This window comes from Streptomyces lydicamycinicus (assembly GCF_000829715.2).
Classification (GTDB): Bacteria; Actinomycetota; Actinomycetes; order Streptomycetales; family Streptomycetaceae; genus Streptomyces; species Streptomyces lydicamycinicus.
Map to the genome: position 1 here is coordinate 1 of NZ_BBNO01000014.1, position 13984 is coordinate 13984.

The 13984-nt window shown below is 70.7% G+C and carries 17 protein-coding genes; 10 read left to right on the forward strand and 7 right to left on the reverse strand.

Going from position 1 to position 13984, the window contains the following annotated elements:
* The first annotated feature begins 467 nt into the window (after positions 1-467).
* The 3 genes from TU31_RS35120 to TU31_RS35130 all read left to right on the forward strand — a co-directional run bounded on the left by TU31_RS35120 (position 468) and on the right by TU31_RS35130 (position 2051).
* Positions 468-899, forward strand: a complete 432-nt coding sequence (locus tag TU31_RS35120; protein WP_042162368.1) for an ankyrin repeat domain-containing protein — start codon at positions 468-470, stop codon at positions 897-899.
* Positions 900-1060: 161 nt separating this feature from the next.
* Positions 1061-1627, forward strand: a complete 567-nt coding sequence (locus TU31_RS35125) for an NADPH-dependent FMN reductase (RefSeq protein WP_042162370.1) — start codon at positions 1061-1063, stop codon at positions 1625-1627.
* A 64-nt stretch (positions 1628-1691) separates the two neighbouring features.
* Positions 1692-2051, forward strand: a complete 360-nt coding sequence (locus TU31_RS35130) for a winged helix-turn-helix transcriptional regulator (RefSeq protein WP_042162372.1) — start codon at positions 1692-1694, stop codon at positions 2049-2051.
* Between the two features lie 103 nt (positions 2052-2154).
* Here TU31_RS35130 and TU31_RS35135 read toward each other — a convergent pair whose 3' ends face one another.
* Both TU31_RS35135 and TU31_RS35140 read right to left on the reverse strand, forming a co-directional pair.
* Complete coding sequence (locus tag TU31_RS35135) at positions 2155-2418, reverse strand: hypothetical protein (RefSeq protein ID WP_063770856.1); 264 nt, start codon at positions 2416-2418, stop codon at positions 2155-2157.
* A gap of 303 nt (positions 2419-2721) precedes the next feature.
* Positions 2722-3129, reverse strand: coding sequence for a VOC family protein (locus TU31_RS35140; RefSeq protein ID WP_042162374.1), 408 nt, complete (start codon positions 3127-3129; stop codon positions 2722-2724).
* A 203-nt stretch (positions 3130-3332) separates the two neighbouring features.
* Here TU31_RS35140 and TU31_RS35145 point away from each other — a divergent pair, with 203 nt between their 5' ends.
* Both TU31_RS35145 and TU31_RS35150 read left to right on the forward strand, forming a co-directional pair.
* Positions 3333-3980 (forward strand): helix-turn-helix domain-containing protein, encoded by a 648-nt coding sequence (locus tag TU31_RS35145; RefSeq protein ID WP_042162434.1) that lies wholly within the window; start codon positions 3333-3335, stop codon positions 3978-3980.
* Positions 3980-4354, forward strand: coding sequence for a VOC family protein (locus TU31_RS35150; RefSeq protein WP_042162376.1), 375 nt, complete (start codon positions 3980-3982; stop codon positions 4352-4354). The genes TU31_RS35145 and TU31_RS35150 overlap by 1 nt, the downstream gene beginning before the upstream one ends.
* An 86-nt stretch (positions 4355-4440) precedes the next feature.
* On the opposite strand, the gene TU31_RS35155 is transcribed toward TU31_RS35150, so the two are convergent.
* From TU31_RS35155 to TU31_RS35165, 3 genes are all read right to left on the reverse strand, one after another.
* Entirely contained in the window at positions 4441-5433 is a 993-nt protein-coding gene (locus tag TU31_RS35155) for an aldo/keto reductase (protein WP_042162378.1), read from the reverse strand.
* A gap of 299 nt (positions 5434-5732) precedes the next feature.
* Entirely contained in the window at positions 5733-6059 is a 327-nt protein-coding gene (locus TU31_RS35160; protein ID WP_042162382.1) for a winged helix-turn-helix domain-containing protein, read from the reverse strand.
* On the reverse strand, positions 6056-6475 hold the full coding sequence (locus TU31_RS35165) for a hypothetical protein (RefSeq protein ID WP_042162385.1): 420 nt from the start codon (positions 6473-6475) through the stop codon (positions 6056-6058). The genes TU31_RS35160 and TU31_RS35165 overlap by 4 nt, the downstream gene beginning before the upstream one ends.
* 357 nt (positions 6476-6832) lie before the next feature.
* Here TU31_RS35165 and TU31_RS35170 point away from each other — a divergent pair, with 357 nt between their 5' ends.
* From TU31_RS35170 to TU31_RS35185, 4 genes are all read left to right on the forward strand, one after another.
* Positions 6833-7723 carry a putative protein N(5)-glutamine methyltransferase gene (locus tag TU31_RS35170; protein WP_370682788.1) on the forward strand — a complete coding sequence of 297 codons (891 nt, stop codon included), beginning with the start codon at positions 6833-6835 and terminating at the stop codon, positions 7721-7723.
* A gap of 158 nt (positions 7724-7881) precedes the next feature.
* Positions 7882-8328 (forward strand): helix-turn-helix domain-containing protein, encoded by a 447-nt coding sequence (locus tag TU31_RS35175; RefSeq protein WP_042162388.1) that lies wholly within the window; start codon positions 7882-7884, stop codon positions 8326-8328.
* A gap of 33 nt (positions 8329-8361) precedes the next feature.
* Positions 8362-8991, forward strand: coding sequence for a hypothetical protein (locus TU31_RS35180; RefSeq protein ID WP_042162389.1), 630 nt, complete (start codon positions 8362-8364; stop codon positions 8989-8991).
* A 186-nt stretch (positions 8992-9177) separates the two neighbouring features.
* On the forward strand, positions 9178-9522 hold the full coding sequence (locus TU31_RS35185) for a DUF2516 family protein (protein WP_018093407.1): 345 nt from the start codon (positions 9178-9180) through the stop codon (positions 9520-9522).
* Positions 9523-9588: 66 nt separating this feature from the next.
* Here the strand turns inward: TU31_RS35185 and TU31_RS35190 are convergent, their stop codons facing one another.
* Together TU31_RS35190 and TU31_RS35195 are read right to left on the reverse strand one after the other, a co-directional pair.
* Entirely contained in the window at positions 9589-11013 is a 1425-nt protein-coding gene (locus TU31_RS35190; RefSeq protein ID WP_042162393.1) for a PP2C family protein-serine/threonine phosphatase, read from the reverse strand.
* 298 nt (positions 11014-11311) lie between these two features.
* On the reverse strand, positions 11312-12421 hold the full coding sequence (locus tag TU31_RS35195) for a C40 family peptidase (RefSeq protein WP_245698989.1): 1110 nt from the start codon (positions 12419-12421) through the stop codon (positions 11312-11314).
* 418 nt (positions 12422-12839) lie between these two features.
* On the opposite strand from TU31_RS35195, the gene pstS reads away from it, so the two are divergent.
* Positions 12840-13955, forward strand: a complete 1116-nt coding sequence (gene pstS / locus TU31_RS35200; RefSeq protein WP_042162396.1) for a phosphate ABC transporter substrate-binding protein PstS — start codon at positions 12840-12842, stop codon at positions 13953-13955.
* The last annotated feature ends 29 nt before the right edge of the window (positions 13956-13984 follow it).

Sequence of the window (13984 nt, forward strand, 5' to 3'; positions counted from 1 at the left end):
GCTCCGGTCCTGCGGGCGGGCCCCGGTACATCCCCTCCGACCGTCCCCCGTTGCCGACTACCGGACGGTGACACCGCCCGTCACAGACCACCTCGACCCGCGCCCAAGCAGCGGCGGACAGCTCGGCCAGATGCCTGCCAAGGGGTGCCGCCGCACGGCCGCCGTAACGGTGATCCGTACGGCGGGTCAGTCGCGCACGCACGGAGGTCGGAGGGGATGTCCGGTGCCCCGCCCGCAGGACCGGAGCGAACAACGGGGCGTTGAACCTCTGGGACCAGAACCGCCCGCGCCGAGGACGGGGTACCGGGCGTCCCCTCCGACCCGCCACCCACAACGCGTAGGCGCCCGGCGCCCAGCCACCGGCAACCCGCCCAGCCACCGGCTGCCGCAACCGCGATGGCCTGCATAAAGTGGCGATGACACGGTGCACGCACGTATCACCCACCAACAGCAGGAGGCCGGCGACCATGAGCGACGCGAATTCCGAGCCGCAGGGGCCCGAGGCGATCGAGCACGCGCACGACCCCGAGGTGCTACAGCTCGCGGCCAAGGTGTTCGACCTGGCGCGGCACGGTGACACCGACACGGTCGCCGCCTACGTGGACGCGGGCGTGCCCGCCAACCTGACGAACGACAAGGGCGACTCGCTGCTGATGCTGGCGGCGTACCACGGCCACCCCGCCACCGTGGAGGCCCTGTTGCAGCGCGGCGCCGACGCGGACCGCCCCAACGACCGCGGCCAGACCCCGCTCGCCGGCGCGGTGTTCAAGGCCGAGGACGAGGTCGTCAAGGTCCTGATGGCACACGGCGCGGACCCGACGGCAGGCACTCCGTCGGCGATCGACACGGCCCGGATGTTCGAGAAGGCGGAGCTGCTGAAGCTGTTCGGGGCGGAGTGACCCGGCGGACGGCCCGGTAGGGGAGGCCCGGCCCACCGCCCGTGGGGCAACGGCACAGGCGCATCAGCGCTTGACCTCAAGTTCGCTTGAGGTTCTAGCGTCGGGTCAAGACGGCATCCCGCCGCTCACCGACTCGCGCCGCACGCCACGAAGGGCCCCGCATGTCCGAGCACCCCTACCGCCTCGCAGTGATCATCGGCAGCACCCGGGAGGGCCGGTTCGCGCCCGTCATCGCGAACTGGTTCACCCGGCACACCGAGGGCCACCCGCACATCGACGTGGACGTCATCGACCTGGACGCCGTCCGCCCGTACGAACTCCGTTACGGCAGCGAGGAGTACGAGACCTTCGCCAAGCGCGTCGACGAGGCGGACGCCTTCGTCGTGATCACCCCGGAGTACAACCACTCCTTCCCGGCCCCGCTCAAGCACGCCATCGACCTGCTGCACCGCCAGTGGCAGGCCAAGCCGGTCGGCTTCGTGTCGTACGGCGGGATCTCCGGCGGACTCCGCGCCGTCGAGCAACTGCGGCTGGTCTTCGCCGAGTTGCACGCCACGACGGTGCGCGAAACGGTGAGCTTCCCACTCGCCGGCAACCTCTTCGACGACACGGGCAAGCTGCACGACCCGGCCCCCGCCGCACAGGCCGCCGACGCGCTGCTCCACCAGCTCACCTGGTGGGCGGTGGCCCTCCGCGAGGCCCGCGCAAGCCGCCCGTACGGCGGCTGAGGCCCGCCCGGCCGGTACGCGTCCGATACTTGGCCCGGCACATGAACCGGACCAGGGGGACGCCATGAGCGCACGCAAGGGGCCGTACGAATGCGGGCTGGACGCCGCGGTGGACGTGATCGGCGGCAAGTGGAAGGTGCTGCTGCTGTGGGCGCTGGCTCAGCGCCCACAGCGGTTCGGTGAGCTGCGGCGGGAGTTGCCGAAGATCAGCGAGAAGGTGCTGACGCAGCAGCTGCGCGAACTGGAGGCCGACGGCATCGTGCACCGCGAGAACTTTGCGCAGGTGCCGCCGAAGGTCGAGTACTCGCTCACCGACTTCGGCGTCTCCCTGAACGAGGCGCTGGCCCCTCTCGGCGCCTGGGGCCGCGCCCATATGGCCCACCTGGAGGCCACCTACCCCCAGCGCCATCCGGAAGGGGCCTGAGCACCGGCGTTTCGTACATCCAGGACCCCGTGGCGCTCAGACACTCGGCGGCCCCGGGTGCGTCCGTGGCACTCGGACGCACCCGGAGCCACCGCCAGGACTCTCAGGCACTCTCCGCACGTCCGGCACCGCCCCTGCCCGTGGCGCCTCCGCCCGTTCCGGGAGACTCCGCCTGGCGCTGCGCGCGGGCGGCGGCCAGCGCCCGCTCGAAGCCGTGCTGCGTGGCGTCACACCACTCCAGGAGATCCGTCAGCAGCTCCCCCAGATTCCCACCCGGGCTCCGCCGCCAGCCCACTTCGGACAACCCGTAGCCCCGCAGCACCTCCTCCGCCCGCGCCACCCGCTCCTCGCTCCCAGCCATCACCATGTCGCCCCGCCTCATCAGTTGTTGACGCCGCGCTGATTTCAACGGGTCCCGGTTCAGGCTCCGTTCGAGCGCAGCATGGTTCCAATGCAAGCGCATCGGAACGTCGGCGAGCAACCCGGATTCGCCGGCCTCGCACGCCTCCTTCAGGCACCCCGCCCCCCCCGCACCGCCGTCGCGAGATGCGCCCTCCCTGGTTGTTGCGCGCGGGCGGCTCGGAGGTCGGCCCGGGCGGCGTGGGGCAGCACCAACTCCTCGACGGAGAAGCCGAGTCCGGCAAGCCCAGGGCGGCCGCGCCCGCCGCGCTCAGCTCTCGGGGCGCTCCTGGAGGGCCCAGCCGTTGCCGTCCGGGTCGCTGAAGTAGACGAACGAGTTCCATGCCCCACCGGGGCCGTCCGCCATCGCGCCGTCCTCGACGTGCTGCACGGGGCCGGCCGCCACCCCCCGTTCGACCAATTGCGCACGGGCCGCGGCGATATCGGAGACCACCAATTGCAGTCCCTGGAGGGAACCGGGCTTGTCCTCCATGACGCCGCTGCCCGCGCCGATGACGATCGAGCAGCCCGACCCCGGCGGCGTCAGCTGCACGATGCGCGCCTCGTCGCCGATGCACATGTCGTGATCGACGGCGAAGCCCATCTGCTCGCTGTAGAAGCGCTTCGCCCGCTCCACATCGGTGACCGGAACCGGTACCAGTTCGAGCTTCCAGTCCATGGCGCGCCGTCCTTCCGTACGGGCGACGGCCCCTGCACAGCGGCCGCCGGACCGGCCTTGTCGCGCTGCAAGAAGTCTAAGGAGCGGGGCGCGAAGGCGCGCATCCATTGACGGAGTGAGCGCTCACTCCGTAGCGTGCCGCCATGACACCACCCCCTTCCCGCCGACGCGCACCCGGTATGAGCGTCGAGGAGCGCCGGGCCATGATCGTGGCCGCCGCGCTGCCGCTCGTGGCGGAGTACGGCGCGGCCGTCACCACCAGCCGGATCGCCCGCGCCGCGGGCATCGGGGAAGGCACGATCTTCCGGGCCTTCAAGGACAAGGACGAGCTGCTGGACGCCTGCGTCGCCGAGGCGGTCGGCACCGACCATGTGCTGCGCGAGCTCGCCTCGATCTCCCTGGACGAACCGCTCGCCGCCCGGCTGGCCGAGGCCGCCGAGGCGCTGCGCGCCCACATGGAACGCATGGGCACCGTCGTCGGCGCCCTCCACGCCTCGGGGCACCGGCGCGGCCGCGGTATCGGTATCGGGAGCCGGGACGGGGAGGCTCCCCTGCCGGACAGCCGGGGCGGGGAAGCTGCCCCTCCGGACCGCCGGGCCGGGGAAACTCCCCCGCCGGACAGCCGGGCGCAGTCCGTCACCGCCCTGCGCAACGCGGTCATCGAGCTGCTCGAACCCGACCGGGCCGCCTTCCGCCTGAGCCCCGAGAAAGTCGCGGCCGCCTTTCTGGCCCTGCTCTTCACCCGGCTACAGACACCGGCGCCGGTGCCGGAGGCCGACGCGCCGCTCACCCCCGACGAACTCATCGACGTCCTGCTGCACGGCACCCTCAACGCCCCCGGGAGCGCCTGATGCCCGTAACCCTCAACCACACCATCGTCCCGGCCACCGATCACCGCGCGGCCGCTCACTTCTTCGCCACGGTCATGGGCCTGCCGGAACTCCCGCCGGCCGGCCGCCGGGGACACTTCCTCCCGGTCCGGGTGAACGAGACGCTCACCCTCGACTTCATGACCGCGCCGGACGCCGAAGGCCACCACCTCGCCTTCGACGTCGACCCCGACACCTTCGACGCAATCCTCAGCCGCCTCCGGACCGCCGGCATCCCCTACGGCAACGCCCCCACCGAGCCGGAGAACCGCCGCACCGACCACCCCCTGTGCCCCCGCGGCCTCTTCTTCCGCGACACCTCCCACAACCTCTACGAGGTCATGTCGGTGGAGTGAGCCGGCCTCCGGCTCCTCCGCCTACCTCCTCCGGCTCCCCTTCGCCCCCGGCCCGTGATCGCTCACGCCCCAGGCCTGTCAGCCCCTCACCCGCCGACGAACGTCATGCTGACCTCGTCGTAGCGCGTTCCGGCTATCCGGCCGGTCGGGGCGGCGGCGTCGATCGCGGCGAGTTCCTCGGTGGTCAGCTCAATCGCGAGGGCGCCGAGGTTCTCTTCCAGGTACTTCTGGCGGCGGGTGCCGGGGATCGGCACGACATCGGCTCCGCGGTGCTGCACCCAGGCCAGGGCGAGCTGGCCGGCGCTGACGCCCTTCTCGGCGGCGAGTTCGTCGAGCTTCTTGACGATGGCCAGGTTCTGCTCCAGGTTGCCGTCGGCGAAGCGCGGCTGACTGCGGCGCATATCGGACTCCGACAGGCCCTGTACCGAGGTGTAGCGCCCGGTCAGGAATCCGCGGCCGAGCGGCGAGAACGGCACCAGGCCGATGCCGAGTTCACGGCACACCGGCGCGATCTCGTCCTCCAGATCACGGGTCCACAGGGACCATTCACTCTGGAGCGCGGCGATCGGATGCACCGCATGCGCCCGGCGGATGGTCGCCGCGCTCGCCTCGGACAGCCCGAGGTGGCGCACCTTGCCGGCCTGGACGAGTTCGGCCATCGCGCCGACGGTCTCCTCGATCGGCACCTCGGGGTCGACCCGGTGCTGGTAGTAGAGGTCGATGTGGTCGACCCCGAGCCGGCGCAGCGATGCGTCGCAGGCCTCTCGTACGTAGGCGGCGTCGCCCCGGATCGCGGTCGGCTCGCCGAGGGCGTTGGCGAAGCCGAACTTCGTTGCCAGCACCACCTCGTCCCGCCGTCCGGCGATGGCCCGGCCGATCAGCTCCTCGTTGTGTCCCGCGCCGTAGAAGTCGGAGGTGTCCAGGAGGCTGACGCCGAGGTCGAGCGCGTGGTTGATGGTCGCGATCGACTGCGCGTCGTCCGACTCCCCGTAGCCGTGGCTCATGCCCATGCAGCCGAGCCCCTGTGCGGAAACCGCCAGCTCACCGAGGTGACGCGTCGGGATGTTCGTGGTGGTCATGATGTTGCTGCCTCCTGGACGTGCGGTGGACGGATCTGAATCCCGGAACCTGCTCCGAGCTCCCGGTCCCCCAGCGCCCTGATCCCTGAGCACTGAGTCCGGGGCCCGCGTGGCGGACCTGTTCCGTAATCCCGTCCCGGACGCTATGAGTTGGAGTGCCCTCCAAGTCAACAGAGATTTCTTTCAGGCGGGGTTTGGCCTCCAGGGAGTGACCAGGAGGGGGTTAGGGAGGCAGGTGTCAGGCAGGTGCGGCGCCCCCGACAGCCGCCCCTTCGGCACCCCGACGTCAGCGTCCTCCCTCAGCCTCCGTCGGCGCCGTCGCCCGCTATCGCCCGTAGGGCCTGGCAATGCGCGGCGAAGGCGGTGCGGCCGCCGGGTGTCAGGGCGAGCCAAGTACGCGGGCGCTTGCCGACGTATCCCTTGGTGACGGCGACATAGCCGGCCTTCTCCAGGGTGGCGACCTGCCGCGACAGGACCGAGTCGCTCACCTCGACGGTGTCGCGGACGAAGGCGAACTCGGCCTTTTCGGCGGCCGCCAGGGTCGCCACGATGGAGAAGCGGACCGGGGCGTGAATCACCTCGTCGAGTTCATGACGCGGATGTGCCCCCGGACTCGTTCCGGTCACCGCCGCGCCTCCAGATAACCGCCTATCAGCCCGGGAAGGGCCACCACCACTGCGCCGGGGACCCACCACGACGCGGCACCCTGATGCCACATCACACCGGGGAACAGCACCGCGAGGTAGAGCAGCGCCCACACCATGATCATGCCGATATGCCGCCGGCCGAATCCGCGCCGGGAAACGCGCTGCCGGACCGCGTAGAACGACAACCCGGCGACGGTGGCCATCCAGAAGCCGGTGCCGATCGCCACCCCATAGGGCGGGGGCAACAGTCCGATGGACAGCACCAGGACCGCGGCCGCGCAGCCGTAGAGCACTTGATACCGGACGTACCACTTCGAGCTCTTCCGCACCGTCGAGTCCAGCTCCTGCACTCGGGCCAGTGCGGCCGCCGCGTCTCGCGAGGCGTACTCCCCCATGCCAGTTCCCCCTGCCTGATGATCCGACTTCCTGCATTCAGCGTGACAAGTACTTTCCAATCCGGCAAGTACTTTCCAGCCATTGTGAGTTGGCCTCGGAGATCACACCCCCGGCCCCACGGCATCCGGAGAGGGAGGGCAGTGGTCGCGGGGCCGGCCGCGCCACGGCTGTCTGGGCGCCGAGGACCAGGTCAGGTAGGGTGGCGCTGCCATCAGTGAACGGACCGAGGAGGTGAGACCGATTCCCCGCCAGACCAGGCAGGTGCTCCCGGCTCACGTCCGTGCGGTCCACCCGATGCGGGTGACCCTCCGACACACGTGACCCGGGAAGCGCACTCGGCGCCCCGAAAGGCTCACATGTCGTCATCTCCGATGCCGCCCCACCCGTCACCGCTCTCGTCGCCCCTCCCGGCACCCCTCTCCGCACCGCACTCCCGCTCCATCGTCATCCGCGAACTGCGCGCCGCCGGCTGCGTCTTCGCCGAGGACGAGGCGGAGTTGCTCCTCTCCACCGCGCGTACCGAGACCGAACTCGCCGCCATGGTGGAGCGGCGCGCCCTCGGCCTGCCCCTGGAACATGTCGTCGGCTGGGCGGAGTTCTACGGCCGGCGGGTCACCGTCGACCCCGGCGTCTTCGTACCGCGCCGCCGTACCGAGTTCCTCGTGGGCCAGGCCGTCGGCCTCGGACGCCGGGCCGGCGACCGCACCGGGCGGGCACCGGTCGTCGTCGACCTGTGCTGCGGATCCGGCGCGGTGGGCGCCGTACTGGCCGACGCCCTGGACCGGATCGAGCTGCACGCGGCGGACATCGAACCCGCCGCGGTGCGCTGCGCCCGGCGCAATGTCGCTCCCGCCGGGGGCGAGGTCTACGAGGGCGACCTCTTCGACGCCCTGCCCGGCGGCCTCCGGGGCCGTATCGACGTTCTGGTGGCCAACGTTCCCTACGTGCCGACCGGCGAGGTCGGGCTGCTGCCACCCGAAGCCCGTGAGTACGAGCCGCTGGTGGCGCTCGACGGGGGTGCGGACGGACTCGACGTCCTGCGACGGGTGACCGCGACCGCGCCGCGGTGGCTGGCGCCAGGAGGCCATCTGCTGGTCGAGACGAGCGAGCGGCAGGCCCCGCACGCGGTCGAGGCCTTCACCCGCAACGGGCTGGCCCCCAGGGTGACCGGCTCCGAGGAGCTCTACGCCACGGTCATCATCGGCACCCGGCCTGCGGAGGGGCAGGCCATACCGGGCCCGCCGTAACGGACCCGCCACAGCCCATGCCATAGCCCCCATCGGGCACCCGGCAAACAAACAACAAGCCACCCGGCCCACTTGCCGGCGGCGCTCGCCCCACCCGGCCGGAGCACTATTGCTAGCGCTTGCTTGCAATAGTTAGCACGGCGAGGCACCATCGGGGTATGGCATCACTCAATGTCGGCAATCTCGGCGAGTTCCTGCGGGAGCAGCGGCGCACCGCGCAGCTGAGTCTGCGGCAGCTCGCGGATGCCGCCGGGGTGTCCAATCCGTACCTCAGCCAGATCGAGCGCGGCTTGCGCAAGCCGAGCGCGGAGATTCTTCAGCAGCTCGCCAAGGCGCTGCGGATATCCGCGGAGACGCTGTACGTCCAGGCCGGGATCCTGGACGAGCGACACGGTCTGGACGGGGTCGCTGTGCAGACCGCGATACTCACCGACCCGGCGCTGAACGAGCGGCAGAAGCAGGTCCTGCTCCAGATCTACGAGTCCTTCCGCAAGGAGAACGGGCTCGGGAACGACGGCAAGGACACCGCTGCGAGCGGACATGAGGACGGGCGCGGCACGGACTCCCTCGAGACAGAGGCCGACGGCGGCCCGCACGCCACCTGAGCAACCGATTACGTTTCCAGGAGGAACAACGCCATGGCCATCAACACCGATGACCTCCGCAAGGCCCTGACCGACGCGACCCCGCTGTACGCCCTGGCCGGCACCGTCGACCTGGCTGCCGAGAAGCTCGGCGAGGTCCCGCAGTTCGTCGAGAAGATCCGGGCCGAGGCGCCCAAGCGCTTCGAGTCCGTCCGCAGCACCGACCCCAAGGACGTCCAGGCCCTGGTCAGCAAGCAGGCCAAGGACGCCCAGGAGAAGCTCACCGAGCTGCTGGGGTCGCTGGACGGCGACATCAAGAAGGTCCGCGACCAGGCGCAGGAGCTGGCGCTCCAGGGCGTGGGCCGGGCCGCCGAGGCCGTCGTCCGGGCCCGTGAGGGCTACGAGGAGCTGGCCGAGCGCGGCCGGGGCGCCGTGGCGACCTGGCGCGGCGAGGCCGCCGACCAGGTCGAGGACCTCGCGGTGGCGATCGAGCCGGAGCCGGTGCACAAGCCGGCGCAGAAGCCCGCCAACAAGAGCGGTGCGAAGAACCAGGCCGCCAACGGGGCCAAGGCGGAGACCAAGGCCACCCCGTCGACGCAGCCCAAGCCGGCCGCGCCGAAGAAGCCCGTCGCGCAGCGCAAGCCGGCTCCGGCGAAGAAGAGCACCCCGCCGTCCGCCAAGTGACCGCGGAGCACCGCGTGAGCGGGCTGTGAGCCGGCTCACCCGGCGCCGGGGGCGCCGATTGACCGCACGGGCCGGGCACACTTCAGGTGCCCGGCCCGTTGTGCGGGTACGGTGGGGCCGCATGGGCGGCCGACGGCCGCAGCAGCGGACCGAGACGACACGACGGGCGAACGGGCGGTGCAGGGCGTGCTGATTTACGGGTTCCAGAGCATTCTGAGCTGGGTGCAGCTCGCCCTGGGTGTCTATGCCGCCGTGATGCTGATCGATGCGGCCGTGCGGCGGGAGGACGCCTACCGCGCGGCGAGCAAGCAGACCAAGGGCATGTGGCTGATTTTCCTCGCTCTTGCCACGGCGCTGCTGTTCATCCTGCCGATCATGTCGTTCCTGCCGGTCATCGGCGTGATCGCGGTGATCGTCTACACCGTCGACGTCCGGCCGGCGCTCCGGGAGGTCTCCGGCGGTGGCCGCGGCCCGCGCCGCGGGGGCTCCAGCTCGGACGGGCCGTACGGGCCCTACAACGGCGGGCGCTGAGCCGCACCGGGCCGCGCGACCCGCGGCGGGCGCCGAGCCGCCCGGCTTCGGCGGCCCGCGGCTCCGTCAGTGCCGGTCCAGCAGCAGGACGGCCACGTCGTCCGTCAGCTCGCCGCCGTTGAGATCGCGGACCTCCCTGACCGACGCGTCCAGCAGCTCCTCGCCGCTGAGACCGGCCGCCATCTGGCGGCTGACCAGCTCGGTCATGCCTTCCTGGCCGAGGCGCTGATTGCCCTTGCCGATCCGGCCCTCGATCAGACCGTCGGTGTACATCATCAGGCTCCATGAGCCGCCCAGCTCGACCTGCCGGCGCGGCCAGCGGGCGTTCGGGAGCAGGCCGAGCGCCGGGCCGCCGAATTCGTACGGCAGCAGGTCCGGGCGCTCACCCGCCCGGGCCAGCAGCGGTGCGGGGTGGCCGGCCAGGCACAGACCGGCGCGGCGGCCGTCCGCGGAGATGTCGACGGTGCACAGCGTCGCGAAGATCTCGTCGTCCGCGCGCTCGTGCTCCAGCACCTTCTGGAGGGTGGCGAGCAGCTCGTCGCCGCAGAGTCCGGCGAAGGTCAGCGCGCGCCAGGCGATCCGCAGCTCGACGCCGAGGGCGGCCTCGTCCGGGCCGTGGCCGCAGACATCGCCGATCATCGCGTGGACGGTGCCGTCCGGGGTGCGGACGGTGTCGTAGAAGTCGCCGCCGAGCAGCGCGCGGCTGCGGCCGGGGCGGTAGCAGGCGGCGAACCGGAGGTCGGAGCCGTCGAGCAGGGGCGTGGGCAGGAGGCCGCGCTCCAGGCGGGCGTTCTCCTGGGCGAGCATCCGCGACTCGGTCAGCTGGCGCTGGGCGAGGTCGGCGCGTTTGCGTTCGACGGCGTAGCGGACCGCGCGACTGAGGACCGCGCCGTCCAGCTCGTCGCGGAAGAGGTAGTCCTGGGCGCCGACGCGGACGGCGTCGGCGGCGCGCTCGGCGTCCGTCTCGTAGGTGAGGACGAGAACGGCGTGCGAGGTCGCCATGCGCAGCACGTCGCGCAGCATGCCCAGCTCGTCGCCGGGGGCGCCGGTGTCACGGTCGGCGGTGCGCTCCGCCGGGGGCAGGTCGAGCAGGATGCAGTGCACATCGTCGGTGAGCAGCCGCTCGGCCTCGGTGAGGTTGCGGGCGGTGCGCAGGCGCACCTTGCGGCCGGCCCAGTCCCACATCTCGGGGACATGGCTGTTGGGGTCCTCGCCGATGAGGAGCAGGGTCAGGCCCTGGTGGAGCGGTCCGCGATCGGCCGAAAGTCGCTGTTCGGCCGGCTGGGGCTGGTCGGCCTCCGGGAAGCCCTGCGGTGCCGGACGGGCCGGCTCCTGGGCGTCGGCCAGCGCCAGGGCGCTCGTGCCCCGGGCCGTCGCGTCCCCCGCGCCCGGCGCGTCGGCGACCCGCGCGGTATCCGCGCAGGCGTCATCCGCCGGTCCTGCCTGGTGCGGCAGCACGACCGACCGCTGGTGCGGTACGGGTACGGGCATTGGTCTGCTTCCTTCCCTCCCCCCGAGGGGTGCGGCGGGGCGCCGACGGCGCACCACCCGTGCCCGGCTCCACTTCGCTCGTCGGTCAAATGAGTGGGCCGTGCCAGGCACTGACAGGCGACCATAGCGCCAGTACCGAGAGGTATGGAATGCCCGGCGGCAATCGGCCATCGTCATATGCCGCACCCGATAAGCCATTTGACCTGGGGAGGGCGGAATGCGGAATGACGAACATCACCCCGCTTGAGTGCATTCAGCTACGCCACGACAACCCTCAGACAGCAAGAAATCCGGTCATTCATCGTCCGTTGTGACGCGCGCCATCGCCGTCGTCCCCACCATCGGGGCGGACGACGCCGAGGATCGGCATGGAGCCGGCGCCGGTGATCGTCACCTGCCGGCCGGGACGCGGCGCATGCACAATCGCTCCGTCACCGAGATACATCCCGACATGGCTGGCATCCGAGAAATAAATGATCAGATCGCCCGGCCGCATATCCCTGAGGCCGACGCGGGGCAGCTGCCGCCACTGCTCCTGTGAGGTGCGCGGAATCGTGTGGCCACCGGCCTGCCAGGCCCGCAGCGTCAGCCCGGAGCAGTCGAAGGTGTCCGGCCCCTCGGCGCCCCAGACGTAGTCCTTGCCGAGCTGTGCGGTGGCGAAGGAAATCGCTTTCTTGCCGGCCGCCGACGCTTTGTTGCTGATGTCTTTCAGCACGCCGGAGTCGAGCCACTTCTGCTGCCGCGCGAAGGCCTGGGCGTCCTCCAGCTTCTGCAGCCGGTCCTTTTCCTTGGCGGCCAGCCGGGATTCCAGCTGCTTTGCCTCGTCAATCTTTTTCTTGATGTCCCGCTGGGCGCTTTCCTTCTTCTTGCGGTTCGCCTCCAGCTGCTCCCAGCGGTCCGTCGCGGAGTCCGAATACTTCTCCAAGTCACCCTTCAGACGGCCGAGTTGGCTGATCACACGCCTGGCGGCGAACTGTCCCTTACGGGCCAGGGTGGCATTGTCGAGAAAGCCTTCCGGGTCGGTGTCGAGCATCAGCTTCGCCTCGGAGGGCAGCCCGCCGCCGCGGTACTGGGCGCTGGCCAACGAGCCCGCCTGCCGCTTGAGGGCGGCCAGCTTGTGCTGGGTGCGGTCGATGCTGCGGGCCAGCCTGACGATCTCCTTCTGCTGGAGCCCGACCTGCTCCTCGGCGGCGTTGTAGGCGTCGGTGGCCTGCTCGGCCTTGCGGTAGAGGGCCTCGATCTTCTTGCGTACGCCGTCGAGGCGCCGGGCGTCGGCGTCCTCGGCGGCCGCGGCACTCCCGGCCCGCCGGGCGTCCGCGGACGGGTTCTTCGGGTCATCGGCGTAGGCGGCCGTCGCCGTACCGCCGAGCAGCCCCATCACGCACAGGACGACGGTGGTGCACGCCACCAGCCTGCCGCCTCTTCCGCCCCGTACCCCCCACATGTCTCGTACGTCCCGAACGCCCTGCTGTGCCCCCTGGCTCCCCACCAGTCACCTCCGGTCGTTCCGCACCGATATCGCCTTGTCTCAGGCGCGGATGCTGCCATACCGACTGGTAATTCAACAGGGTGACGGGCCGTTTCGCACCAGTCAGCGAGCACTTCTCCCCCCGCACCCAGCCGATGGCCGAGGTTCACCCTGCGTTCACTCTCCTCCATCGGCCGCTTCACCTGACCTACCTAATTTCAGCCTTACCGAGTGCGCGCCATGCCCACAGCGCATGCGCGACACGGCTAGCTGGCATCGCACGACCGCGACAGCCAATGCCCTGCTCATCACCTCGCACGCCGACGAAGCGGCGCGCCCCAGGAAGGAACTCTCGACAGTGAAGCTTCAGCGCAAGAACCGGGTTCGCGCCCTCGCCGTTGGCGCTCTCGCCGTCTCCGGTGCCCTGGCCCTGTCCGCGTGCGGCTCCGATGACACCACCGGTGCCGGTGGCGGTGGCGCCGCCAAGCCGTCCAACATCAAGTGCGACGGCAAGGGCAAGCTGCTCGCGTCCGGCTCGTCCGCGCAGAAGAACGCCATGGACGTCTGGGTGCAGAACTACGCGGGCGCCTGCAAGGGCACCGAGATCAACTACCAGCCGACCGGCTCCGGCGCCGGTGTGACCACCTTCCTCCAGAAGCAGACCGCCTTCGCCGGCTCCGACTCGGCCCTCAAGCCCGACGAGGTCACCAAGTCGAAGCAGGTCTGCAAGGGCGGCCAGGCCATCGACCTGCCGATGGTCGGCGGCCCGATCGCGGTCGGCTACAACGTCCCCGGCGTCGACGACCTGGTGCTGGACGCCAAGACCCTGTCGCAGATCTTCGACTCGAAGATCACCAAGTGGAACGACCCGGCGATCAAGAAGCTGAACCCGGGCGCCAAGCTCCCGGACCTCAAGATCCAGGCGTTCCACCGCTCCGACGACTCGGGCACCACCGACAACTTCACGAAGTACCTCAAGGCCGCCGGTGACTGGAAGCACGAGCCGGCGAAGAAGTGGGAGGGCGCAGGCGGCCAGGCGGCCTCCGGCTCGGCCGGCGTCTCCTCGCAGGTCAAGCAGACCAGCGGCGCGATCTCCTACTTCGAGCTGTCGTACGCCACGGCCGGCAAGATCCAGACGGCCAAGCTGAACACCGGGGCCAAGGAGCCGGTCGAGGCCACCGTCGACAACGCCTCGAAGGCCATCTCCGAGGCCAAGCAGGTCGGCAAGGGCGATGACCTGGCCCTGGACCTCAACTACACCACCAAGGCCGAGGGCGCCTACCCGATCACCCTGGTGACGTACGAGATCGCCTGCAACAAGGGCAACAAGGCCGAGACGCTGCCCGCCACCAAGTCCTTCCTGACCTACATCGCCAGCAAGGACGGCCAGAGCGCCCTCAAGGCCCTCGGCTACGCCCCGCTGCCCACCGAGATCGCCGACAAGGTCCGCGCGACCGTCGCCAAGATCTCCTGACCTACCGGGCGGCGGCCCATGAACCGCCG

Excerpts from the sequence above, each read along its gene's own strand:
- TU31_RS35145 (WP_042162434.1), top strand. The coding sequence starts at position 3,333 with ATGATCGTGGCCGCCGCGCTGCCGCTCGTGGCGGAGTACGGCGCGGCC.
- TU31_RS35150 (WP_042162376.1), top strand. The coding sequence starts at position 3,980 with ATGCCCGTAACCCTCAACCACACCATCGTCCCGGCCACCGATCACCGC.
- TU31_RS35125 (WP_042162370.1), top strand. The coding sequence starts at position 1,061 with ATGTCCGAGCACCCCTACCGCCTCGCAGTGATCATCGGCAGCACCCGG.
- TU31_RS35175 (WP_042162388.1), top strand. The coding sequence starts at position 7,882 with ATGGCATCACTCAATGTCGGCAATCTCGGCGAGTTCCTGCGGGAGCAG.
- TU31_RS35170 (WP_370682788.1), top strand. The coding sequence starts at position 6,833 with ATGTCGTCATCTCCGATGCCGCCCCACCCGTCACCGCTCTCGTCGCCC.
- TU31_RS35155 (WP_042162378.1), bottom strand. The coding sequence starts at position 5,433 with ATGACCACCACGAACATCCCGACGCGTCACCTCGGTGAGCTGGCGGTT.
- TU31_RS35140 (WP_042162374.1), bottom strand. The coding sequence starts at position 3,129 with ATGGACTGGAAGCTCGAACTGGTACCGGTTCCGGTCACCGATGTGGAG.
- TU31_RS35180 (WP_042162389.1), top strand. The coding sequence starts at position 8,362 with ATGGCCATCAACACCGATGACCTCCGCAAGGCCCTGACCGACGCGACC.
- TU31_RS35165 (WP_042162385.1), bottom strand. The coding sequence starts at position 6,475 with ATGGGGGAGTACGCCTCGCGAGACGCGGCGGCCGCACTGGCCCGAGTG.
- TU31_RS35135 (WP_063770856.1), bottom strand. The coding sequence starts at position 2,418 with ATGGTGATGGCTGGGAGCGAGGAGCGGGTGGCGCGGGCGGAGGAGGTG.
- TU31_RS35120 (WP_042162368.1), top strand. The coding sequence starts at position 468 with ATGAGCGACGCGAATTCCGAGCCGCAGGGGCCCGAGGCGATCGAGCAC.
- TU31_RS35190 (WP_042162393.1), bottom strand. The coding sequence starts at position 11,013 with ATGCCCGTACCCGTACCGCACCAGCGGTCGGTCGTGCTGCCGCACCAG.
- TU31_RS35130 (WP_042162372.1), top strand. The coding sequence starts at position 1,692 with ATGAGCGCACGCAAGGGGCCGTACGAATGCGGGCTGGACGCCGCGGTG.